35 protein-coding genes are annotated in these 21,154 nt (G+C 67.5%); 3 read left to right on the top strand and 32 right to left on the bottom strand.

The genetic code is table 11. The features are described from left to right. Positions 1–10: 10 nt before the first annotated feature. The 29 genes from ACWC0C_RS10800 to ACWC0C_RS10940 form a co-directional block, all read right to left on the bottom strand. A complete protein-coding gene (locus ACWC0C_RS10800) occupies positions 11–391 on the bottom strand; it encodes a glutamate ligase domain-containing protein (protein WP_450863219.1) in 381 nt (126 codons plus the stop codon). Further along, positions 391–939, bottom strand: a complete 549-nt coding sequence (locus ACWC0C_RS10805; protein WP_450863221.1) for a C39 family peptidase — start codon at positions 937–939, stop codon at positions 391–393. The genes ACWC0C_RS10800 and ACWC0C_RS10805 overlap by 1 nt, the downstream gene beginning before the upstream one ends. Before the next feature lie 12 nt (positions 940–951). Continuing rightward, on the bottom strand, positions 952–2,043 hold the full coding sequence (locus ACWC0C_RS10810) for a D-alanine--D-alanine ligase family protein (RefSeq protein ID WP_450863223.1): 1,092 nt from the start codon (positions 2,041–2,043) through the stop codon (positions 952–954). Continuing rightward, positions 2,040–2,849 carry a diaminopimelate epimerase gene (gene dapF / locus ACWC0C_RS10815; RefSeq protein WP_450863224.1) on the bottom strand — a complete coding sequence of 270 codons (810 nt, stop codon included), beginning with the start codon at positions 2,847–2,849 and terminating at the stop codon, positions 2,040–2,042. Before dapF ends, ACWC0C_RS10810 begins: the two co-directional genes overlap by 4 nt. A 59-nt stretch (positions 2,850–2,908) precedes the next feature. Continuing rightward, entirely contained in the window at positions 2,909–3,064 is a 156-nt protein-coding gene (locus tag ACWC0C_RS10820) for a hypothetical protein (protein WP_450863225.1), read from the bottom strand. Positions 3,065–3,246: 182 nt separating this feature from the next. After that, positions 3,247–3,789 (bottom strand): NUDIX hydrolase, encoded by a 543-nt coding sequence (locus ACWC0C_RS10825; RefSeq protein WP_450863226.1) that lies wholly within the window; start codon positions 3,787–3,789, stop codon positions 3,247–3,249. Beyond that, a complete protein-coding gene (locus ACWC0C_RS10830; protein WP_450863227.1) occupies positions 3,786–4,172 on the bottom strand; it encodes a hypothetical protein in 387 nt (128 codons plus the stop codon). The genes ACWC0C_RS10825 and ACWC0C_RS10830 overlap by 4 nt, the downstream gene beginning before the upstream one ends. A gap of 92 nt (positions 4,173–4,264) precedes the next feature. Next, the gene (locus ACWC0C_RS10835) at positions 4,265–5,107 is read right to left on the bottom strand and encodes a helix-turn-helix domain-containing protein (protein ID WP_450863229.1); all 843 of its coding nucleotides are present in this window, start codon (positions 5,105–5,107) and stop codon (positions 4,265–4,267) included. Positions 5,108–5,134: 27 nt separating this feature from the next. Next, the gene (locus ACWC0C_RS10840) at positions 5,135–5,644 is read right to left on the bottom strand and encodes a DUF6879 family protein (protein ID WP_450863231.1); all 510 of its coding nucleotides are present in this window, start codon (positions 5,642–5,644) and stop codon (positions 5,135–5,137) included. Next, positions 5,625–5,891, bottom strand: a complete 267-nt coding sequence (locus tag ACWC0C_RS10845) for a hypothetical protein (protein ID WP_450863233.1) — start codon at positions 5,889–5,891, stop codon at positions 5,625–5,627. Before ACWC0C_RS10845 ends, ACWC0C_RS10840 begins: the two co-directional genes overlap by 20 nt. A gap of 109 nt (positions 5,892–6,000) precedes the next feature. After that, entirely contained in the window at positions 6,001–6,276 is a 276-nt protein-coding gene (locus ACWC0C_RS10850) for a hypothetical protein (RefSeq protein ID WP_450863235.1), read from the bottom strand. 73 nt (positions 6,277–6,349) lie between these two features. After that, entirely contained in the window at positions 6,350–8,518 is a 2,169-nt protein-coding gene (nrdJ, locus tag ACWC0C_RS10855; RefSeq protein ID WP_450863237.1) for a ribonucleoside-triphosphate reductase, adenosylcobalamin-dependent, read from the bottom strand. Positions 8,519–8,520: 2 nt separating this feature from the next. Beyond that, positions 8,521–8,910 carry a hypothetical protein gene (locus ACWC0C_RS10860; RefSeq protein ID WP_450863239.1) on the bottom strand — a complete coding sequence of 130 codons (390 nt, stop codon included), beginning with the start codon at positions 8,908–8,910 and terminating at the stop codon, positions 8,521–8,523. Continuing rightward, the gene (locus ACWC0C_RS10865; protein WP_450863240.1) at positions 8,907–9,290 is read right to left on the bottom strand and encodes a hypothetical protein; all 384 of its coding nucleotides are present in this window, start codon (positions 9,288–9,290) and stop codon (positions 8,907–8,909) included. Before ACWC0C_RS10865 ends, ACWC0C_RS10860 begins: the two co-directional genes overlap by 4 nt. Beyond that, positions 9,287–9,616, bottom strand: coding sequence for a hypothetical protein (locus ACWC0C_RS10870; RefSeq protein WP_450863242.1), 330 nt, complete (start codon positions 9,614–9,616; stop codon positions 9,287–9,289). Before ACWC0C_RS10870 ends, ACWC0C_RS10865 begins: the two co-directional genes overlap by 4 nt. After that, a complete protein-coding gene (locus tag ACWC0C_RS10875; RefSeq protein ID WP_450863243.1) occupies positions 9,613–10,812 on the bottom strand; it encodes a hypothetical protein in 1,200 nt (399 codons plus the stop codon). Before ACWC0C_RS10875 ends, ACWC0C_RS10870 begins: the two co-directional genes overlap by 4 nt. A gap of 3 nt (positions 10,813–10,815) precedes the next feature. Continuing rightward, on the bottom strand, positions 10,816–11,022 hold the full coding sequence (locus tag ACWC0C_RS10880; RefSeq protein WP_123995392.1) for a hypothetical protein: 207 nt from the start codon (positions 11,020–11,022) through the stop codon (positions 10,816–10,818). Next, a complete protein-coding gene (locus ACWC0C_RS10885) occupies positions 11,019–11,384 on the bottom strand; it encodes a hypothetical protein (RefSeq protein WP_450863245.1) in 366 nt (121 codons plus the stop codon). Before ACWC0C_RS10885 ends, ACWC0C_RS10880 begins: the two co-directional genes overlap by 4 nt. Then, a complete protein-coding gene (locus tag ACWC0C_RS10890) occupies positions 11,381–11,845 on the bottom strand; it encodes a hypothetical protein (RefSeq protein ID WP_450863247.1) in 465 nt (154 codons plus the stop codon). Before ACWC0C_RS10890 ends, ACWC0C_RS10885 begins: the two co-directional genes overlap by 4 nt. A gap of 34 nt (positions 11,846–11,879) precedes the next feature. After that, a complete protein-coding gene (locus ACWC0C_RS10895) occupies positions 11,880–12,296 on the bottom strand; it encodes a CHC2 zinc finger domain-containing protein (RefSeq protein WP_450863249.1) in 417 nt (138 codons plus the stop codon). Beyond that, positions 12,293–12,445 carry a hypothetical protein gene (locus tag ACWC0C_RS10900; protein WP_450863251.1) on the bottom strand — a complete coding sequence of 51 codons (153 nt, stop codon included), beginning with the start codon at positions 12,443–12,445 and terminating at the stop codon, positions 12,293–12,295. Before ACWC0C_RS10900 ends, ACWC0C_RS10895 begins: the two co-directional genes overlap by 4 nt. Beyond that, positions 12,442–12,819 carry a hypothetical protein gene (locus ACWC0C_RS10905; RefSeq protein WP_450863253.1) on the bottom strand — a complete coding sequence of 126 codons (378 nt, stop codon included), beginning with the start codon at positions 12,817–12,819 and terminating at the stop codon, positions 12,442–12,444. Before ACWC0C_RS10905 ends, ACWC0C_RS10900 begins: the two co-directional genes overlap by 4 nt. A gap of 3 nt (positions 12,820–12,822) precedes the next feature. Next, positions 12,823–13,695, bottom strand: coding sequence for an AAA family ATPase (locus tag ACWC0C_RS10910; protein WP_450863254.1), 873 nt, complete (start codon positions 13,693–13,695; stop codon positions 12,823–12,825). Further along, a complete protein-coding gene (locus ACWC0C_RS10915; protein WP_450863256.1) occupies positions 13,679–14,089 on the bottom strand; it encodes a deoxycytidylate deaminase in 411 nt (136 codons plus the stop codon). Before ACWC0C_RS10915 ends, ACWC0C_RS10910 begins: the two co-directional genes overlap by 17 nt. A 62-nt stretch (positions 14,090–14,151) precedes the next feature. Then, complete coding sequence (locus tag ACWC0C_RS10920) at positions 14,152–14,589, bottom strand: hypothetical protein (protein ID WP_450863258.1); 438 nt, start codon at positions 14,587–14,589, stop codon at positions 14,152–14,154. A gap of 115 nt (positions 14,590–14,704) precedes the next feature. Next, positions 14,705–15,196 carry a hypothetical protein gene (locus tag ACWC0C_RS10925; RefSeq protein WP_450863259.1) on the bottom strand — a complete coding sequence of 164 codons (492 nt, stop codon included), beginning with the start codon at positions 15,194–15,196 and terminating at the stop codon, positions 14,705–14,707. 46 nt (positions 15,197–15,242) lie between these two features. Further along, positions 15,243–16,178, bottom strand: a complete 936-nt coding sequence (locus ACWC0C_RS10930) for a hypothetical protein (protein WP_450863261.1) — start codon at positions 16,176–16,178, stop codon at positions 15,243–15,245. Continuing rightward, positions 16,175–16,603: a hypothetical protein gene (locus ACWC0C_RS10935; protein ID WP_450863262.1), complete on the bottom strand. Its 429-nt coding sequence runs from the start codon at positions 16,601–16,603 to the stop codon at positions 16,175–16,177. The genes ACWC0C_RS10930 and ACWC0C_RS10935 overlap by 4 nt, the downstream gene beginning before the upstream one ends. A 260-nt stretch (positions 16,604–16,863) precedes the next feature. Then, positions 16,864–17,313 (bottom strand): hypothetical protein, encoded by a 450-nt coding sequence (locus tag ACWC0C_RS10940; protein WP_450863263.1) that lies wholly within the window; start codon positions 17,311–17,313, stop codon positions 16,864–16,866. A gap of 257 nt (positions 17,314–17,570) precedes the next feature. On the opposite strand from ACWC0C_RS10940, the gene ACWC0C_RS10945 reads away from it, so the two are divergent. The 3 genes from ACWC0C_RS10945 to ACWC0C_RS10955 all read left to right on the top strand — a co-directional run bounded on the left by ACWC0C_RS10945 (position 17,571) and on the right by ACWC0C_RS10955 (position 19,663). Next, positions 17,571–18,455: a hypothetical protein gene (locus ACWC0C_RS10945; RefSeq protein ID WP_450863264.1), complete on the top strand. Its 885-nt coding sequence runs from the start codon at positions 17,571–17,573 to the stop codon at positions 18,453–18,455. 40 nt (positions 18,456–18,495) lie between these two features. Further along, complete coding sequence (locus ACWC0C_RS10950; RefSeq protein ID WP_450863266.1) at positions 18,496–19,203, top strand: hypothetical protein; 708 nt, start codon at positions 18,496–18,498, stop codon at positions 19,201–19,203. 70 nt (positions 19,204–19,273) lie between these two features. After that, positions 19,274–19,663: a hypothetical protein gene (locus ACWC0C_RS10955; protein WP_450863268.1), complete on the top strand. Its 390-nt coding sequence runs from the start codon at positions 19,274–19,276 to the stop codon at positions 19,661–19,663. A gap of 56 nt (positions 19,664–19,719) precedes the next feature. Here the strand turns inward: ACWC0C_RS10955 and ACWC0C_RS10960 are convergent, their stop codons facing one another. From ACWC0C_RS10960 to ACWC0C_RS10970, 3 genes are all read right to left on the bottom strand, one after another. Next, positions 19,720–19,920, bottom strand: a complete 201-nt coding sequence (locus tag ACWC0C_RS10960) for a DUF7439 family protein (protein WP_450863269.1) — start codon at positions 19,918–19,920, stop codon at positions 19,720–19,722. Further along, positions 19,917–20,744, bottom strand: coding sequence for a C40 family peptidase (locus tag ACWC0C_RS10965; protein ID WP_450863271.1), 828 nt, complete (start codon positions 20,742–20,744; stop codon positions 19,917–19,919). The genes ACWC0C_RS10960 and ACWC0C_RS10965 overlap by 4 nt, the downstream gene beginning before the upstream one ends. 70 nt (positions 20,745–20,814) lie before the next feature. After that, positions 20,815–21,153, bottom strand: a complete 339-nt coding sequence (locus ACWC0C_RS10970) for a DUF2746 domain-containing protein (protein WP_450863273.1) — start codon at positions 21,151–21,153, stop codon at positions 20,815–20,817. Position 21,154 lies beyond the last annotated feature (1 nt).

A 21,154-nucleotide genomic window follows, 5' to 3' on the forward strand; every position in this document is an offset into this window, starting at 1 on the left:
CCGCGCGCCATCAGTCGGCAGGCTGGCCGGACAGGTTCGTGACGGGCTGGCCAGAGAGTGACTGGGCGATCTGCCAGAGCTGCCCGCCGCGTGAAGCCTTGACCAGGACCGTGTCGCCTGGCTTCACGACGGTGTGGAGATAGGCGGCAGCGGTCTTGTTGTCGCCCACGATCGCAATGTCGGGTACGCCTGCGTCGCCCGCTGCGAGGGCGAGCTGCTTGGCGAGGTCTCCACCGACCGCCACGACGAGATCGACGCCGACTTCGGCCGCGAAGCGTCCGATCTCGCGGTGGGCGTCTACCGCCTCGTCGCCTAGCTCCAGCATCTCGCCGAGTACAGCGATCGTCCGGCCGGCAGTCGTCTCGGCCGTGTCGCCGTCTGCCTCGGGCATCAAGAGTCTCCGTTGGTCTTCAGGGGTTCGAAGGTGATTGCGCGGCCCGTGTACGAGCAGGACAGGCGGCTGAGGGGGACGCGATCGTGCGTCTGGCCCCATCTCGACGGGTCTCGGAAGAGGATCGTCGGGTCCGGGCCGTCCTCGTAGCCGTGAAGGATGACGAGGTGTCCGCCCTTGCGCCCATCGTCGGGAAACTGCTCGGTCACGGAGGCGATGAGTGGGGCATCGTCGAGGCGGCCGAGCAGTTCGTCGGCCGGTACCGGCTCTGCGGTCGCTGGCACTCCGAGGTCGGCTGCCAGGCTCGCGATCCCCGCGTGAAGGGCTCCACGCGGGGTCAGAACCTCGTGCTTGACCGCGAGCTTCAGGAGTTCCGTCACCGTTGGCGCCTCGCGCCCGTAGGCGAGCACGATCGCCCTCAGCGACGCCAGGCCGCACGCCCGGTTGGACCATTCGATCCTGTCTCCCAGTGCCCAGCCGCCGTGTAGATCCCACTCGGCGGGTTCGATGAGCTGTCGGCACAGGGGGACATCGTGGACGCGCGGCACAGCGGCAGGCTCCTACGGCGAGACGGCAGCCTCCCGCGTCGGCGTGGTGCTGGAGAACACGGGAGTGGGCAGGGGGACATCGTACGGCGGCCGGGCCAGGGCCTCATGAAGCATCGCCAGCACGACATCCGTGTGCGTGAGCCCGACCATCGCCGCCCCGACCGCGAAGTTGCTGTCACGGGACATGCCCGGCGTGGTGTTGACCTCCAGCACGAAGGCGTCGCCGTCCTCCGTGACGATGAAGTCGATGCGGGCGGAGCCGCGCAGCCCCATCCCGTCCCACAGCGTCCGCGCGTCCCTGCTGATCCTGTCCAGGGTGACGGGCTCCAGCTCGGCGACGCGGACGGTCACCGTCCCCTTGGAGTCCATGTCCAGTTTGGTGTCGGCGTCGTAGAACTCGGCTTCGGTCGCCTCGGTGGTCAGCGGCGGGAAGACGACGACGGACCCGCCCGGCAGCTCCAGCAGTCCTACGGTCACCGGAGTGCCGATCACGTAGTCCTCGATCAGTACCTCGTCACCCTCTGCGCCGGCAGCGTCCGCGAGGGCGCGGGGTAGCTCCTCCGCCTCACGGACGAGACTCATGCCGACGCTGGACCCGCCGAAGGGCGGCTTCACCATGACGGTCTGCCCGCCCCAGTTCGTCGGGCCGCCGGACCAGACACGCCAGCCGGGCGTCGGGACGCCGAGGGTCAGCATCACCCGCTTGCAGAGGATCTTGTCTGCGGCCACCGCGGATGCCTGCACCCCGCTGCCGCAGTAGGGCACGCGCAGGTAGTCGAGCAGGCCCTGCAACCGGCCATCCTCGCCGTACGGGCCGTGGAGATTGGAGAGGGCTACGTCGTACCCGGACAGCTCCTGAATGAAGTCGGGCTCGGTGGGGTCCAGCACCTTCCACTTCGCGCCGATCTCTTCCAGGGCCTCGCCCAGGGCGGTGACAGACCGCTGTTCGACGGGACACTTCGAGTGGTAGAGCCGGTCCTCGGCGGACACGGGGCCGTAGATGAGGGCGACGCCGAGGCCCTTGCGGCTCCGCCCCCACGCGCGGAGCGCTTCGGCGGCCACGTGTACCGGCTGGTCCGAACTGGAGTCGAGAAAGAGGGTCATGCGAGTACCCCTTCGAAGGTGTAGGTGACCGGCCCGCCAACCCATGCGGTCCGGTTCGGATGGCGCTCGTGCGGGCGGACGGTGAGAGGCTCACCGGCCTTGTTGTGCACCGTGACCTCGCGCTTGCCGACGAGGCCGCGCATGGTGGCGATGACGAATGCGGCGACAGCTCCACTGCCGCAGGAGAGGGTCTCTGCCTCGACTCCGCGCTCGTACGTGCGGATCTTCAGCGCCTGGCCGCCAAGGTGCTGGACGAAGTTGACGTTCGTGCCGAGGGGGGCGACGCGTTCGTGGTGCCGGACGATCCGGCCTACGAGTTCTGTGTCGATCGCGTCCACGTCGTTCACGACGGCGACGACGTGTTCGGTCCCGGTGTGCGCGCTGTCGAACCATGTCGGCTGGCCGTTGATGACGGTTTGTAAGCGACGGGGCTCGATCGCCCGGACCTCGGCTGTGACCCACACGGAGTCCGTGTCGATAACGGCTTCGTGCACGACGCCCGCCATGCGGAGCTTCCGGACGTTTGTCGCCCCGAGGCCGTCGTCGTGGTGGGCTGCCCAGGCCGCGCACCGCAGCGCGTTGCCACACATCGTGGCGACCGACCCGTCCGCGTTGAAGCACTGGACTTCGAGCATGGCGGGGTCGTCTTCAGCGGGACGGCTGACGACCAGGCCATCCGCCCCCACACCGGTACGCCTGGCGCACAGTTGCTCCGCCGTCTTGGCCCAGGCCGTGTCGTCCTTCTGGCCGGGGTCCGTGAAGAGTACGAAGTCGTTGCCCGCTCCGTGAATCTTGCGAAAGCGCATGCCAAAGCTCCTCGCGTCGAGAGGGTGAAGGGGGTCGTGCGGGCCCGAGGGGGCTGCGATCAGCAGTAGTCGATGGGCCGGTAAGTGGTCTGCGCCTCGCGCATGGTCCAGGGGGCACGTCCGGCGAAGTGCAGGACGCGGACCGAGGCGGTGCCGGTGGACCTCATGTCCTGTATTCGCTGGTACTGGCCGTCGAGGAGGATGAAATCGCCCACGCGGACATCAGACGGCGGCCGGTGCGTGGGGACCGTTCCGACTGGCGGAGGGGGCGGCTCGTCGTGCGTCGCCCTGGCACTCCTGTGCACGTACTGCATTCAGCCCCTCCAGATTCCGAGCAGGATGGCGCCGCCGAGCGCCAAAAGGCTTGCGATGTAGGCGAGTTGTTGATTGCGGGGGCTCACTGGATTCCGATCAAGTGGCTCTCTACGCGCCTGCGGACGGCCTCGATGCCGATTTCGGCGAGGGGCATCCAGGCCGCTGCGCCCATGTCGATCATCGAGGGGAAGACGGCACCGGAGTGGGCGCGGAACAGGTATCGGATGCCGACGCGGAGGCGCGGCCCGTAGCTGTGCTGGCCCGGCCTGGTCACGTCGACCAGAAAGGCGCCCTCAGAGCCGGGCTGCGTCCACACGTCGCGGATGCCGATCTGCTCGGTCAGCAGGCGTAGGGCCGCACCGCTGAGGGTGTCGTCCTCCTCTTCCGGCTGGGCCTCGGCGAGCGCATAGCCGTTCCCGTTCCGCAGGCAGAGGACGCGGCCCTCCTCGTTCACGACGACGGCCCCCGTCACCACGACAGGGCAGCGCTGGTCGTGGGTGCAAGCTCGGCGCCGCGAGTGGTCCACGGCGGCGTCGTAGACCGGCATCAACGCCATCTGTTCTTCTGGGTGTTTGGCGATGTAGTGGGACAGCTCCCGGACGATCTGGTCTTCCCTGACCGTCACGGCGCCTCCAGATCGTTCCGCGCGGTGTAGATCCACAGCAGCCGGCGCAACAGGGTTGCGACATCTCGGAGGTAGATGAAGGTTCCGAACGTCGGCGTCTCGCTGGTCGGCCTGTTCGGGAGTTCAATCAGCTTCCTCGCCTTGCGGACGATTTGCTGTACATCGCCGTCCTCCTGGGCGCCCAAGTCCGTGTCGAGGATGCCGCTCAACTCGTTGGCAAGTCGCGGCAAGTAGCGGTCCAACTGCTCGCGAGTCGTCGTGCCCAGGCGGAACGTGAGAACGGTGTCGCTAAGCGAGGATGCTTCCGCCACGCTAAAGGGGTCGCCGTCGTCCTCGAATTCGTCCGCAAGTACCTCCGACTTGCCCGGACTTGCCAATGCCATCACGTCCCTCCCAGGCACGTTTTGGAACCGTGCGCATAACGGTAGGAGGGGCGGCGAGCATAACTCCAGGAGTGTGCCCATACTTGCCAGGCTCAGTCGAGTGAATTGATGGCCCTGGTGATGATGTCGCGTGCGGCGTGCCCAGTGACGGAGAGTTCGGCCAGTGCCGTGAAGGTCTCGGCGTACATTGCGACCTCATGCCTTTGTACGACAGTCAGGTGCGCGGATACCAGTTCGACGTTCACAGTGTGATCGTCGAAGAGGAAGAACCCCTCGACGGGCATGAAAGGCCGTTCGATATCTCGCGGAATGATTCCGATACTCACTGTGGGCAGAGCCATGACTGTGAGCAGGTACCCGAGCTGTCCGGCCAGGACCGCCGGCCCGCCGACACGATGGTAGAGGGCGTCCTCTTCCAGCACGATGGAGAACTGGTGATTCCGGTAGACGATCTTCTGCTTCTCGACGCGGACTTCAACCGCGGAGTCGATGTCGTCGGCGAGGCCGCGGTGGTCGCGAATGGAAGTCAGCAGCGCCTTAATGTACGAGGCGGTCTGCACTGGGCCGGGAATCAGCCACGGCGAGTAGAAGCGGAAGCGCTGAGTGCGCTCCCAGAGCGGCAGGGCGGACCGCTGGGCATAGGTGAGGCCGTCGCGCTCCATCTCGCGCCACTCGACGTACATGCCTTCGATGCCCTGGGCCGTCGAAACCAGGTCTTCGGCCTGATCGTCCGCACCGCATGCGTGGCACCACGCACGAAGGTCGCGCTCCGAGGGCGCACGTGTGCCGCTCTCGAAGCGCGATGCCTTCGACTCGTGCCATCCGAGTCCTTGAGCCAGGGCTCTCTTAGTGAGCCCGGCCGACTTTCGGATTTCACCAAGGCGCCGTCCGAGCGACTTGCGGGCTTCCTGGACGCTCGAAGATGCCGGTTCCATTTTGCGGTGGCGATCCTATGCGAAGTTTCAGTACAGCTCGAACTCTGCGTGGGGCGTGGCTACGCTCCAGACGGCCTCGAATGCGGCTCCGCAGAGCTTTACGATCTCCGGGTCCTCTGTGAGTTCCGGCTCCGTAGGTTCGCCTTCACCGTCGAAGTGATTCACGTACACAAGGCTGGAGTCGAAAACCCAGAAGTCGTTTCCCGGCAGGGACAGGCCCGTCGCATTTCGCCGCGACAGCCAACGTACATCTTCACCCGCCGCGATATTCAGCCCCGCCGTCACCTCGTGCTCGAAGCGAATGTACTCGCTTACGGGAACCGAGACGATTCGCGCCCGTCGCACCTCGACTCCTCGGGACACGGCCTCCGAGACAATGGAGAGCCAGGCACCCCAGCGTTCCGCCGGGTCGATGGTCGCACCGGCCTGCCAGTCGAGGAAAACGGGGTCCGACTTCATGTAAGCGTCGCGCGACTCCAGATGGACGGCAGTCCTGTGGCAGTCGCGGAACAGCTCCTCAAACGTTGGGGCCGGCACCCTTCTTCTCCTCCGGGTCGGGGATGGCGGTGGCGGGGTCCTTGTCGATGTCGAGGAAGAACTTCGCCATGTACCGAGGGATGTCCACCACCGTTTCGTGGGCAGGGAGGTTCAGTTCGGCGAGTCGCTCCTCGTCCACAACCTTGAACCCCTGCACGAGGTACCTGTCCGTTTCCTCGTCCAAGTACACGGTGGGCGAGTTGCCGTTGGGGCTGTTCGGGTCCTTGCCGAGCATGCGCAGTGCCATGATGCCCTCCTCGTGAGGCTGGTGTCGCCCTCTGTGCCTGATCCTGCACGAAGCAGCACCGAGACGTCGAGAAACTTGCCAGGACTTGCCACGGGTGCCGAAGTTGACCTTACGCAGCCGGGGTCAGGGCGACGAGCAGAGGACCCGCGGCCTCGCTCCACTCTCGCCCGGCCTCGACTGCCGCCTTCCCGGCGACGTTAATGCCGTCCCGGACCGGGGCGAGGAACGTCTCGCGGAAGTGAGCCTGCGCATCGGGGTTCATGCCGCTCTCAGAGACGGCCGTCCCGATCTTCTCGTCGAGGACCGCAGCCGCCTCGCGGAAGTCGCTGCCGGTCCACTCGTCTGCGTGCTCGGCGACCAGCGCCCACGTCATCTTGAACGTCATGTAGCCATTCTACCTGCGGGAACGCCAGAAGGGCCCCTCGAAAGGGGCCCAACTTAGCTTCTACACAAGGCAGTTACCTGATCGGGCAAGCGCCGTTCGAGCACTCCTCGTCGGTGGAGTCCTCGACCCGATAGGACTCGTACGCCTCGAACTGCTCGCGGGTGATCCGCTCGTACGGGGCCTGCGGTCGGGTGCCGTCGACCATGATCGTGGTTCCCTTCAGGTGGGGCAGCCACTTCTCGATCACGTCCGCCGTCTCGTCCACGTCCAGGCCCTCGGGCACGTTCGCCGTGAAGCTCACCGCGTTGTCCGCGTACTCCGCCTGGTACATCGCCTGGAAGGCAAGCATCTGGCCGAGGGACAGCTCGTCGGCCGACTCCACCAGGTCCGCCGGGTAGCCGCGCGCCTCGACCTCTTCGACGAGCTTGTCCAGCGTGGGGAAGGAGACGACGGCCGTGTTCCCGGAGGCGTCGTAGACGCAGGGCTCGACCTCGTACCCTTCCGCCCTGAACTCCTCGACCTTCGCGGCCTGTGCCGGGTCGGCGAGCGAGAAGCGGACGCGCCGCAGGAACGTCCTGGCGTAGACGGGATGGATGCCCTCGGTCACGCCAGGCAGCTTGGCCACGGTGCCGGTCGGCGCCACGGTGGTCACCTTGACCGGCTCGGCTATCCGCAGCTCGAACGCGTACGTACGGGCGGCCTCCCGGACCGTGCGCTTCAGGCGGCCGAGGAGAAGCCGGAAGCGGGTGTGCGCCGGCGCTTCGCTGTAGCGGATGCCCTGCTTGGCGAGGAACCCCTGAACGCCCAGGTGGCCGACGCCGATTCGCCGGTTGGCGGCCAGGCGCTCGGCCTGCTCGGCGTCGTTCACGTCGCCGTACGTGGCCCGGATCAGGAAGCGGGTCATCAGCTCGTGGGCCCGCTTCAGGCCGGTCTCGTCGTACGCCTCGTGACCGTCGACCACGAAGGCGTCGAGGTTGATGTGCCCGAGGTTGCAGTTCTCCCACGGCATGAGCGCGATCTCGCCGCACGGGTTCGTCGCTACGACCGTGTTGGGCTCGCCCTCGTTGCTGAAGGTCGAGTTCCAGTAGCCGGGCTCGCCGTTCGCGAGCATTCCCTCGACGACCTTGCGGTGCACCTTGCGGGCCAGCTCCGTGCCGCCGGGGCCGAAGTCGTCGAACCGGTCGCCGGACAGGTACTCGATGAAGTCCTGGTCGATCTCGACCGACACATTGGTGGTCCAGTGCTTCGAGGGGTCGAGCTTGCACGACAGGAAGTCGTCGATGTACGGGTCCGCCCAGTGGCAGATCGCCATGCGGGCCGAGCGCCGGTTGCCACCCGAGACGACGCACTCGGCGATGGCATGGTCGATCTCCATGGCCTCGGTCGGCGTCAGGTGCCGGCGGTTCGTGCAGTCGTGGCACAGCTCGCGTGAGCAGTACGAGAAGCAGAACTCGCGGCGGGAGGCGTCGGACATGACGCGGCCGATCTCCTGCATCATGCGGCCGAAGGGGGCCGGGCCCGAGGCGACGCCGCCGAAGGTCTTCAGGCGGGCGCCCTTGCCACGCACGCGCGATACGTCGTACACGCGGTCGCTGTGCTTCACCTCGTCGTCGGTCATGAAGGTGTCGATCAGGTCCACCATCGCGGCGGCCCAGCCCTCGCGGGAGTCCTCGACCTCGAAGGCTCCGGCCCAGTCGGAGTCGTAGGCGGTCGAGAGGAGACCCGCGGCCTTCATCTCCTCGTAGTCCGGGTGCGAGGGGTCGCACACCACGTGAACGGTCAGAGCCCGGCGAGGCAGGCCGTACGGGACCAGGAAGCGGGAGCTGTAGTTCGCACCGACACCGCCCCCTTCCATGAGTCGCATGAAGCTGAACTCGAAGTGGCGGGACAGCTTCTCGCCCCAGCCTGAGACGTGGCAGTTGAAGAGGTACTGCCTGCCCTTCACGCCAGACGCCCACAGGTGGCGGCCAGCGGGGAGCACGGCGAAGCGGTCCATGAGGGCGACCAGCTCGTCATGCTCGGCCCGTACGGCGTCGCTCCAGCCCTCGGCCGGACCGTAGACGAGCGCCAGGTTGCCGGCGGCCACGCGGCGGACCGTCTCGGGCCACGTCTCGCGCGTGCCGTCTGCCTTGGTCCGGCTGTAGGTGCGCTCGTAGACGGTCTGACCGGTCGGGCCGAACGGGACGACGGGGGTGTTGATGGGGTTCTCCTTCTGGGTGGTGATGGTCAGCGGCTCGGCCAAGATCAGACCGGCCGGTTCAGCAGGACGGACAGAACCTTGATGACCCGCTTCAGGGTTCCGGCGCTGTATGCGGCGAGGTCGGACAGCACTTTGATCTGCGCCGCCGTCTCCTCGGCGGTCGGCGCCGTGAGCGCCAGATAGGCGAGGCTCAGGTCGATCCGGTCGCTCAGGTAGTCAATCGCCGTCGTGGCCTCCTGCTGAAGGCTGTCGAGGGCGGCTCGGGCCTGGTACTGGGTGACCTCGTTCTGGTTGTAGGGCCGGGAGATGACCGTGCCGTCGTCCTGGCGCTCGTAGTAGGTGAGGGTGGCGTCGTCCCAAAACTCGTACTCTTCCGGGCCCATACCGGCCGGGGGCTCCACGATCACCGGCCCCTCGGGCGGGGTCTCGCTCAAGCTGCGTCCTCCAACTCGTCGTAGCTGTCGATGTAGTCAGTGCCGTTGAGGTGGGCGGCGAGCTTGCCGACACCTCGTTCGAGCCGGTAGCGGACGGCGCGGTCGGTGACCGCCTCGCGGGCCGCTATCCGGCGGTCGTCCCAGTCGAGGGCGAAGTGCATGAACAGCGCTCGCTTCTCGACCAGGGAGAGAGGGGCGGTCGCCCAGCCCCGCCGGATGTCGGCGAGGTGGGCGAACAGGGTGCCGGCGGCCTTCTTGTCGACGGTCCCGCGCGGCATGTCGGCGTCCGGGGCCTGTGGGTTGCGGATGCCGTAGGCGGCTTCCACGTCCCACACGGCCGGAAGGAGGTGCTCGACGAGGCGCCGGTCGTAACCGCTCACACGCGGCCCCTCTCGGCCGCATTGCAGGCCGCCTCGTAGGAGGTGTGCCGGATGCGGCGCTTGGCCTCGGTCTTCACGCGGTCGACGAGATCGAGCACCAGGCGGTGATAGAGCACGCCGAGCCCAAGCGCGGGGTCCGCGAGGCACTCGTTCACCATCTGCGGCTTCGTCGCCAGGATGATGAGCGCCTCTTGCCGGGCGTCCTCGTACTCCATCGTCAGCGTGTCCTCGTAGCCGTCCGCGATGCGGCGGGCAGCCCGGCCCGCGAGGGCCACGACCTCGGGCAGGTCGAGGACCCGCCAGTCGACGCCCGGTGAGGCGCTCACCTGACCACCTCCTTGACCGGCACGTCGCCGTCCTTCGTGACCATGACCAGCAGTCCGGGCGCCCCGCGCGTGCCCTTCAGGTGCCGCCACCACGTCGACTCGGACTCCATGGCGGGGACCTGGATGAACGTCCTGGGCCCGTCCGTGTCGATGAACTCGTGATGCAGGTGACCGGCGAGGAGCAGATCCGCGGTGTGCATCGCGCTCGTCTTGTCGAACGCCTGGCCCCGCCACCACTCGAAGTGCTTGCCGGGCCGCCACTGGTGGCCGTGGGCGTGGGCAACGACCGTGCCCGAGCACTCGACGACGACCGTCAGCTCGTCCGTGTCGGGGACGTACACCTCGACATGCGCGTACTCCTCGCCCGCCAGGGCTAGAGCCTCGCCGACAGAGATCAGGGCGTCGGTGTCATGGCTGTCGTCGTAGCGGGTCATGCCCTTGCCGAGCACACGGACGGCCTCACCGTGGTTGCCGGGCACCGCGACGACCGTGAGTCGGGCGACCAGCGGGGCGAGGCGGAGGATCGCGTACGTCATGAGACGACGGGTCAACCGGATCTGCTCGGTAAGGGTGAGCTGGGTCCGGGCCACGTTCGAGCCGCCCTGTGAGACGAAGCCTTCGATGTGGTCGCCGAGCCAGGCGAGGTGGACGTGCTCGATCTTGTACCGCCACCGGTACTGAGACAGCAGGTCGGCGGCCTTGTCGATGCAGTCCATCGCGCGGTGCAGGGTGCCTTCGTAGCCGTCCCCGTCAACCTTGCCGAACTGCATGTCCCCGAGGGCGATGACGTACGTCCACTCGCCGTCCTCGGGCTCCGCCGAGCGGGGCGCCGGGATGTGGTCCTCGAAGACACGAAGCAGCTCGTCGACATTGGGACGCTCGAGAATCGCCGGCACCCTGCGGCGGCCGAAGGAGAAGCGGGCTGAAACGCCCGGCTCGCCGTTCGGCATGGTCCACTCGCTCGACCGGAAGCCGGTGATCTCCCACTCGGCGGGGTCGAGGTGGTGGGCGCGGAGCACATCGGCCGCCGTGGACTCCGGGTCGATTCCCTCGGGACCGCGCACGGTCACCTCGGCCGCGTCGCCAGTGACCTCGATCTGACGGGTGAAGTCCTTGTCGGGGTCGGCCTGGCGGCCCGCGAGGGCCGGGGCGGTCGGCGTGGCGAGAAGGTCGTTCAGCAGCTCGGACTGGTTCAAACTTTACACTCCATCACGAAGGGAACGGCGGTAGGTGCGGATGGTGGAGGCGGAGACGCGGTGTCCGTGCTTGCGCAGGACCAGGGCCAGGCGCTCGGCCGAGGAGCCGTCCAGCAGCCGGACGAGGACCGTCTCGCGTACGTCCGGCTCCAGCTCCTCGTACAGCCGCTTCAAGGTCGGGCCCGGCTCGCCCGGCAGGGGATCGCTCACTTCGGCCCCCTGTCGATCTGGGCCACGGCCGACACGGCGAGAGCGGCCAGCCGTACGAGGCCGCTGCGGATCTCGTCGACGGTGCGACCGCCGAAGGCGGCGAAGGCGGTCTGGACGGCCAGGCCGTCAACGCCGAGCGTCCCGGCGTCCTCGCGGGCCTCGTTGATCGCGGCCCAGTCGTCCGCCCGCATGCGGTAGTTGTCGGCCCCTCGCGAGGGCAGGTGTCCGCCGACGAGGTTCGGGGGAAGGTCGCCGACCGTCCGGGCCTGGTTGCGGACCTCCGTCAGGATGGCGGCCAGGGGATCGGCCGCACGGGCGGGCCGCTTGCCGGCGGTCTTCTTGGCGGTGGTCGCCTCGGTCACTGGGTGTCCTCCTTGATCAGGTCGAGGAGGGCGTGAGCGCCCCCCTGGATGTAGGTGTCGGTCACGTCGCCGCCACGCAGCCGTACGGCCTTCGCGGACCGCAGGGCCCGGCAGATGCGGGCGGTGAACTCGGCGCCCGCGTCGTCCGGGTCGCCCCACACGCGGACGCGGTTGAAGCCTGCGAGCATCCGCCTGTGGCGTCCTTGCCAGAGGGCGGCGCCGGGGATGGCGACCGCGTGAAGGCCGATCTTCCGCAGGATGATCCGGTCGAGTTCGCCCTCCGCCACGTCGAGCGTGTCCCCGGCCTGGTGAACCGAGTCGATCCCGTACATGCGGGGCGGGTCGTCCTTGATCGTGTTGTACTTCCCGTGGAAGTTGGCCCGGTGGTCGTGCTCCTCAAGGCAGCGGAAGCGGATCGTCAGCGGACTGCCATGCCGGTCGAGGTAGGGGATGGCGAGCATGCCCCGGTACTTCTCGTGGCCGGGAAAGGGCTGGTCACCGACGACGCCAAGCCGGTACGTAGTTGCCTCGTCCCGCCCGATCCCGCGATCGAGCAGGTACCTTGCGACGCCCGGCGTAAGAGCTGCCTGATAGGCCGCGGTCGCCTCCTCCAACATCTCGCGTTGCGAAGGCGAGAGAGGCTGCAAAACGCTTGGCTCCGACAAAGTCGGTCTTCTCCTTCTTCATGATCAGCGTGTAGGAGTCCCCGGCCTCGTTGCACGAGTGGCACTTCCACACCTGGCGGTCGGTGTTCCAGGAGAAGGACGGGGTGTCGTCCTCGTGGAACGGGCAGTGCGTCATGCCCTTCGCGCGGTGGTCGTCGAACTCGATCTCGTAGTGGGCGAAGACCGCTTCGAGGGTCGGCTTCTCGCTCTCGCCCTGGTGGTCGTTGTCGATCCGGCTGAACCTCATGAGGCCCGCCTTCCGACGAACCACCCCTTGTCGTCGTCGTATCCGAGGGATTCGAGCCCGGCGCCGGCAGCTGTCTCCAGATCGAACCGGCCCAGCTCCAGGACCAGGCGCTCGCGCTCGGCCTCTTCCTCGTACGTCAGCGCGGTCATTCGGCGTCCAGTCCGAAGTACGCCTCGACCGTGGTCAGGACGAACGCCTTGCGCCATCCCTTGCCCCGGCGCTTGACGACGACGATCGCTTCCACCTGATCGGGGTGAATGCCCCTGTGCTTGGCGAAGTTGAGCCGCTCGCGCTCGGCCTCGTCGAGGAACGGGCCCGGTTCGAGCTTGGCGTTCTTCGTCTCGATGACCGTGAACAGGCCGTCGTCTTCACGGACAACGAGGTCGCCCTCGTCCTCTGCACCAGCCAGCCGGAGCCGTTCGGCGTCCTCTCCTACGGACCGCAGGCCCGCGAGGAGTTCGGTCTCCCAGGCGGCGCCCTTGCGCCGGTTGGCACGGTTCCGCTCGGTCGTGGTTGGGGTCAAACTTTACACCGCCTTCTGATTGAGGATGCCGGTCGGAGACCAGGGCTGAGAGGGAGTGGCCATCGGCACGACCCGTTCGAGCTTCGAGAAGCGGGTCACCTCGGGGTGACAGCGCATCGACGCGTACCGCCTGGCCGTGGGATCACAGGGGCCCATGCGCTGTTTGATCACCGCGACCCGGTACTCGTGCGAGGTCGGGTCCAGGGCGACCGACAGGGACAGCTCGGGCTTCTCGCTGAGACCGCCCTTCACCTGGTCTCGGGACGGCGGGGCCCACGGGTCCGACTTCGCCTCCCAGCTCTTGTCGCTCGCGTGATGCAGGACGATCACGGTCGCGCCGGTCGCGCGCGCAAGCTCGGTGAGGCCGCTCATCACGGACATCTGCTCGGTGTAGTCCGACTCGGCGCCCTCGAAGTCCATGAGGTTGTCGAAGACCAGCACGGCCGGGTAGGCGTCCCACAGTTCGACGTACGCCTCCAGCTCCTCGTCAACCGTCTTCCAGGTGATCGGCGAGCCGAACGAGAAGGTGATGTTCAGGGGGGCCAGCGAAGAGAGGTACTCCTCGCGGTGACGGCCTCCGGCCGCCATGCCCGCCTCGACCATCTCTGTGGTGTCGCCGGTCGCCATCGACGCGAGCCGCGAGGACGCGGTGAAGGCGGACATGTCGGCGGAGAAGTACAGGGTGGGAAGGTTCATCTGCGCCACCCAGTACAGGGCGAAGCCGGACTTCTGCGTGCCCGACCGGCCCGCGATCATGATGACCTCGCCGTGACGCGGGCGGCATCCCATGCCGTACAGCGCATCGAACGCCTCGACGCGCGGCAGCTCCTTGCCGGACTCGGCATGCAGGGCCAGCGACCTAGCGGGGGTCAGCACTCGGCGGCTCCTCTCTGTGGACGACGCGGCGGATTCCCGCCGAACGGATCAGGGTCAGGCAGGCCAGGCACGGCTTGCGGGTGACGTACAAGGTCGAGCCCCGCAGTTGGGCGGGGTCGGCGTGGTGGATGGCGTTGGCCTCGGCGTGGACGGCCGCGCAGTTCGAGTAGTCCGAATCGCGGGCGCACTCCTCGACGGAGAGCCGACCGCGCGGACAGTTCGCGGCCGTTGCGCAGCCCGGCAGTCCCGCCGGCAGGCCGTTGTAACCGACGCTGAGCACGCGGTTCGTACGGGACAGGAGCACGGCGCCGACCTGGGCCCGCGTGCAGTCCGCACGAGTGGCCACGGCGTCGGCGATGCTCATCGCCCAGCAGTCCCAGTCGGGACGGTTCACGGGGTCCTCCAGACCCGAGGGCGGGGGCCAGCCTTGCGACCAGCCCCCAGCTCCTCGCGGGATCAGTCGAAGGACGGGGCCTCGGCGACGGCGGCCTGAACGGCGGCCTCGCGGGCCTGGGCGTACTCGATGACCTTCTGGCGGACAGCGGCGTCGTTCACGGGACGCCACACCCATGCCGGGTGTGCGCCCGGCCGCTTCGGCGGAACCTGGTCGAGCTTGACGATCGTGGCGTTGCCGACGACCTTTTCCAGGTCACGGGCGAGAAGGGTTTGCTCGACCCGCGTGCCCTTGTTGACCTCGGGGGCGAGCTTCTCCAGGGCCTCGCGGTCCTTGAACACGGTGATGTCGCACAGCGCCGAGTCCTTCGGACCGTTCGGGGTGGGGCGCTGGGCCTCGTACGAGTTGACCTCGATCAGGAACGCCACGGCGTCCTTCACATCAGCGGGCTTGAACCAGCCGCCGCCAGCGGTCGGGATCTCGACGAAGTTCAGGGTCACTCGGTTTCTTCTCCTTCAGTGCGGGTGTAGGGGGTGGGCTCGGAGAGCCTCGGTGTGATGACGGCGCCCAGTACGGACACCGCCAGGACCAGGGCGAGGACGACGACCATCGGCCTCATCCGTTCTTCAGGGCCCTGCCTCGGGCCTTGTAGGCGGCCATGACGGCGGGGTCGGCGAACATCGCCTGGTTCGCCGCCCACAGCTTTTGCAGGTCGGCGATGGTCGTCTGCTTCTCGATCTCGCCGAGAATCCAGACGGACGGGTTGTCGGCCTTGGGTTCAGGCTTGGCAGCCGTGGCCGCCGCCCAGGGGTCGTTCGCCGGGAGCTGCTCGGGAGCGCCGTCCGGGATGATCCGGGCGTCGAGGATCGAGGCGATGTTGCCCTTGCCGTGGGCGAGGTTCGTCGCATTGACGACCAGATCGCTCAGCGAGAGACTGGTTACATCTTTACACTCGAACCCGAAGTAGTCGCAGATCAGTTGACGGACCTGCCTCACGGAGCCACGGAACACGGCCCATGTGTCCTCGTAGCCCTTGCCGTACTTGATGGTGACGCCGATCGTCCCGTCCGGGTAAGACGTGACGAGTTCCGCCTGATCTGCGTTCACTTCACTCCCTTGGTCTCTGGGTACAAACTTAACACGCGGGCCGCAGTTAAGCGGCCTTCGGATCTGTGAGGCCGGTCACCCACGGAAGCATCGCGTTCTTCACGCTGCGCATGGCGCGGATCTCGCGGGCGAGCTTGGCCGCAGCCCAGCCGATCTCCAAGTCGACCCAGTACAGGGTGCAATCGGCGGAGCCCGCAGGCAGGTTGATGATGATGCCCCACTTCTGGGAGACGTGGCCGGGCAGAGGCGTGTACGCCTGGGCCGCCTCGTCCGCCGGCACCTCGCGCTTTTTCCACGCGGCGAACGCCTTCCTGTCCGCCGGGTCGACGGGGAAGCGGGTGTAGTCGTAGAACTCGCCCCGGCTGTAGACCGCGAGCTGGGACGCCATCTTGAGGGCGCCGTACTGGACGCTGCCCGTCTTCAGGTCGCCGATGAAGTGACCTTCGACGTGCTCGCCGTCCGGGCCGGGCCCGGCGTACTCCAAGAGCCGGTCGAACGTACCGCCCGTGCCCAGCTCGGGGACGACGACGAACTTCTCCACGGCCTTCACGGTGAACTCGACGGTCGCCCCCATGTAGGCGGCCATGTCGAGCTGGTCGCGCACGGCGGTGCCGGCGGGCAGGGGCTCACCGCGGTCTACGTACTCCGACAGCGTGTGAAGGTGCGTGCCCTTCTCCCGCTTCGTGTTCGCCCCGGCGATGTCGATCGCCTGCTCGGCGAGGGCCGTGAGCCTGCGTTTGTCGGCCTGGTCCTCCGGGTCGAGCTGCCTCACCACGTCCAGAAGGTCAGGCCGCTTGGCCGTCCCTACCAGGGTCATGCGCTTGTGCCAGTCGGACAGCGCACTCTTGTCCTCGATGCAGTCGATGAACGTCGTCGTACGGGTCAGCGCCCTGGGCTTGCCGCCCTGCTTCGGGATGACGAGCGGCCGGTCCCAGCCGTCACGAGGGACGGTCGGCGTCGGCGTCAGGTCGACGATCTTCAAGCGGTGGGCTCCATCTCTTCGGCGAACGGGTCTTCGGGGTTGGACGGGACGAGCCAGAAGCGCACCGTTCCGTCGTCCAGCAGCTCGGGCTCGTGCTCCTCTTCCGGGATCAGCTCCAGTCCGATGAGCTTCACCAGGTCGAGCGCCTTGCGCATGGAGGCCGCCGGGGTTTTCGTGTCGACGATCAGGGCACAGTCCCAGGCGGAGGGGTCTCCGACGAGGGACATACCAGTTGGTAGGTTCAACTTGACAGCGCTGAGCAGGGTCCCCTCCTTGATCATGTGTCGAGCCTTCTTGAGACCTGCGAGCCCGTACAGATCGGAGAGCGCTCCCTCGTTGCGCACGTCCTCGCCGTCCCGTACGAACAGGCACTTCGTGCCGTACGGCGGCGTCACGGGCTCAGCGCTCGTCGCCTTCAGCGGCATGCTGGACCCCCCCTCGATGTAAACATGAGACTTGCTGGTCACTGTTCTATGTGGTGGCCACACACAGTGTCAATGCGCGTCCGGTATCCGAACTCTGTGATCGTCCACACGTGACGTTCACCGGACGTTTACCGTCCGCTTAACTTACCTAGCTCCAGGTCAGGGGTGCATACGACCTGAGAATGAGAAACCCCCCGCTCGATCAGCCGGGGGGTGGATACGAACAGTCGTTCGAGAACGTTCGATAGTCGGTGTACTGTTCAGTCACGAGCCTTGTTGCCGGTCTTGGCGCGCGGCTCGCGGATCAGGTCCTTGTCGCGCTCCTCGCGCGGCACGTAGAAGAAGCCGTCCTCGGTCTCGCCGTCGTAGTGCACGACGAGCTTGTCCTCGTCGAGCATCCGCTTCCAGGACGCAAGGCGGCGCTCGTCGCGCTCGGTCAGCTCCTTGCCGGCGCGACGCCGAGCCTCGGCCCGCAGCATGAGGGCCGGGTACTGATGACGGTGCTCGTCCTTGATCTTCCAGGGAAGCAACTGGTCATCGCGTAGGTTCCGGCGTTCGAGCCCTCTGCGCCTTCGGTACGCCGACCACATGGGGACTGAGGTCTCGATGTTGTACTTCTCGCGGTACTGCGTCTGCATCCACTCGTACGTCTGGCCCTCTTCGAACCAGCGCTTAACTTCCTCTTCATCGACGATCTTGGACTTGGGCATGTCTCCCCCTTCATCGGCTTGCGGTCTCACTTCTGCACGCGGCCCTCATCCCGGAGGATGAGTCCTGAGCTTCAGTTGTCGATGTAAAGGTTGACCTTCAGACGTTGATCATGTCAAGCTGTGACCCGACAGAGATGTCGATCTTCAAGTGAAAACAAGTGACCCCGGCAGCGCGCCAACGCTCCGGGGTCTGGCACTGAGAGTGGTAGCTCCCAATGCGAATCCATCGTACCCGGCACGATCGGGACTTCACGGTGGTGCCTAATAGCACTGCCCGTAACCGAAAGCTGTCCTTCACCGCGCGTGGCCTGTGGCTGCACCTGATCTCCCTGCCCGATGGGGCCAGGGAAGACGTGCGCACCCTGGCCGACAACAACCCCGGCGTAGGCCGCAAGGGCGTCGCCAACGCTCTCGATGAGCTGGTGGCCCACGGCTACTACTTCCGGTTCACCATCCGCGACCCGGAGACCGGCCGCGTGTGGACCGAGACGGCCATCCATGACCTTCCCCAGACGGAGGTCTCCCCGGTTCCCGCATCTCCGGCAACCGGAGACCCGGCCCCTGGGAACGCGGGAACGTCCCCTTCGGGGGAAAGGAACTCCTCCAAGGACCAGGGAAAGATCCCTCCCTTCCCTCCGCAGGACAGCGACGCCCCGACCGGGGCTGAGCAGAGGGAGGGCACCAGCGAGAAGCAGGACAAACAGACCGCCGAGGCCGCCCGCATCCTGCGCCGCTTCGCCGCGATCGACAGCCGCCTGAAGCTGTCCGACCGGCAGGTGGGCAAGCTCGCCCCCGAGGTCGCCGACTGGCTCGACCGCGGTGCCACCATCGGCGAGATCACCGACGCCGTGACCCAGGGCCTTCCCGCGAAGGTCTACTCCGCCGCGCGCCTGATCGTTGACCGCCTCGACCGCAAGCGCCCCGAGCGCAAGCGGCAGTGGAAGCAGTACGCCGACTGCGAGGACGGCTGCGGCCGTCTGCTCCCCGCTGGCCAGGAGTCCGGCATCTGCGGCGTCTGCTCGGGCGTCGAGCTGTCCGCCTCCGTTCGCGAGCTGCTCGACGAGGCCGGGGCCGAGCGCGGCCCCCTCGCCCCCGAGGGCCTCGCCGCCTTCCGCGCCGCTCGCGCGGCCATGGCCAAGTAACCCCCTCCCCTTCACCTGCACCGCCTTGAAAGGCACACCCATGTCTACGTCTGCACGCCTGCCTCGTCTGCCCTGGTACGCCTACGTCGTCGGCGCCCTCGTCCTGGCCGTCGCCCTCGCCATGTCCGCCCCCGGCGAGTACCAGCTCGCCCGCACCGCCGGATGGGGCGAGTGGGTCGCCGCCGGCATGCCGGTCTGCATGAGCGTCTACGCCGTCGTCGCGGTCTGGTTCACCGAGAGCCGCGAGAAGGGGGAGAAGGGCCGGGGCTCGGCCGTCGCTGGTGCGATAGGCGCCCTGGGCATGACCCTGACGGGACAGGTCGTCGCCCACTGGATCGCGGCCGGGTACATGACCTCCTCCAAGGCCCTGGTCGCAGCCGTCTCGGCCGTCCCCGCGATCGTCGCCGGTCACGTCGCCCACATGGTCATCCGCTCCGCACGACCCGTGCAGGCCGAGGCTCCGCAGACCGTCGAGGGCCAGGGCCAGGACGAGCACCAGGACCAGGACGCCGAGCCCGTTCAGCCCACCCTCGACGGCATCGAGCCGCCGGTCGACGAGGTGGCCAAGGCCCGCGCCCGTCGCCGTCCCGGTCGCCCCGGCCCGAGCGACGAGGAGATCCGCAAGGCCGCCGAGACCCTCGCCGCCCAGGGCAAGGAGGTCAACGGCCCCAACCTCGCGAAGGTCATGGGTCGCGACCGCCGGACCGGCAGCCGCTACCTGAAGCGAATCCAGCCCCAGACCGCCTGACAACTTTGACCCAGCCCCCTCGCCTGCGGTGGAATCGTCGCGAGGAAGCCGCAGGCGAGGGGAGCGGAGAATGGATCTAACGATCACCGTGCGTGTTTGTGACATCTGCGAACGCAAGGACCGCCCCGCCACGCGGTACACGCTCACCCCTGAGAACGGTGAGGGCGTGACGCGCGACCTGTGCGCCGAGGACATTGCCCCCGTCGAGAAGGTCTTCGGCCCCCTGGTGCCGGCGGAAGAGGCGGAGCAAGGACCGCTCTACCTGAACGCGGTGGACGAGGGCGAGAAGCCCGAGCCTGCGGCGAAGAAGGCGACGGCCAAGAAGACGACCGCCAAGAAGACAACCGCGAAGAAGACGACGGCGGCCGAGAAGCCCCCGGCACAGCGGCGACGCCGTACCCGCGTGGCCACGCTGGATCAGATCGAGGCGGAGAAGAAGGCCAAGGCCAAGCAGTCCTGAGACGACGAAAGGCGCCCCCCTGCCGACCCGCGAAGGGCCAGCAGGGGGGCGCAGTGCTACTCGGAGTCCCGGCCTTCGACCAGGCCCAGGGCGGTCGCTACCTGAACGATCAGGGCGACCTCGGGCCGGTCGGCGTAGACGGTGGCGGCGACGCTCACGATCACGCCCAGGGCCGCGACGACGGCCCCGGCGCGCGAGCGGTAGCGGACGGGCAGAGCAGACAGGACGGCGGCGACGGGCTTGCGGTGCTTGCTCATCGGCGGCCCGCCTGCTTCTGGAGAGCGATGAAGCCCTGCGGCCCGATCTTCGGGTCGTGCAGGCCGCTTCGGTTCTTCGGGTTCCGGTCATGGAAGCGGGCCACCGCGCGCTGAGTCTCCGGTCCGTAGAAGTCGGTCACGGCTCCCTTGATTGGGCCGTACCCGGCCTTGATGAGGAGCTGCTGAAGCTCCTTGACCTGCTTGTGGTTGACGCCCGGCTTTACCGCAGGGTCAAGAGACACGATCGCGGTCTTCACCGGAGCGGGCTTCGGTGCCGGCGGCTTGGGCTTCGAGGGCTCGGGCTTCGGGGCCTTGTCCTTCCAGGCCGGGTCAGCCGACTTGATGCCCTCGGCGAAGGCCGGGTAGCCGTAGCCGAACACGTAGGCGTCCTTGCGGCGGTGCTTCTTCTCGTACACGCCGTCGCCCTCGGGGCTGCCGTCCGCGTTGGTGTTGCCCTCGATCGTGTAGATGAAGCCGTCCGGGTCGTCGTCGTAGTCGTAGACGAGGCCGGTGTGCGTCCCACCGTTCTTGCCGAAGAACACCTGGGCGCCGATCGCGGGGAAGGCCGAGAACCGCCCGCGCTGCTTGAACCAGGCGACGCCGGTCGCGCACGACGCGGTGCGCGGGTACAGGTCGGCGAGCCCGGCCTTCATGGCGCACCAGGACACGAACGTCGCGCACCACGCCTGAAAGTCGCTCCACTCCAGGCCAGGGGTCTCGTCGCTGTACTTCTGGTCGTTGTTCCAGTGACCGGTCTTCCGGCCCTCGTGGTAGCCCTTCTCGGCCCTGGCTATGCCGAGGATCTTCTGAGCCTGAGTGGTCAAGGGGGTGTCCTCCTTTGGGACATGCGAAAGGCCCCGTCCGTGGGGACAGGGCCTCGGGGAATGGGAGGTCTTAGGGGGCGGTCGTCGAGATGTGGGTGTCGAGCCGCTCGGAGACGGCCAGGCGCTCGATCCGCTCGTGGGACAACTCGGCGCGCAGTTCGCGGATGTCCCGGCTGTGCTCGGCCTGGCCGTCAAGGACGCGATCGAGTCCCGCGATCACGCGGTCCAAGTCGTCCCGGAGGTTCGTCGTGTGGGTGTTGGAGACCTGATCTCGGGCCTCTTGGGCGTGCTCGCGCACCTCGGCGAGGGCTGTCCCCTGGCGGCGTACCAGCTCGACCAGCACGCCGACCAAAGCCGCGGTGACCATGCCGCCGGCAGAGACCAATGCGACCTGTACGTCAGGGGACATG

This window comes from Streptomyces sp. NPDC001709, assembly GCF_053596375.1.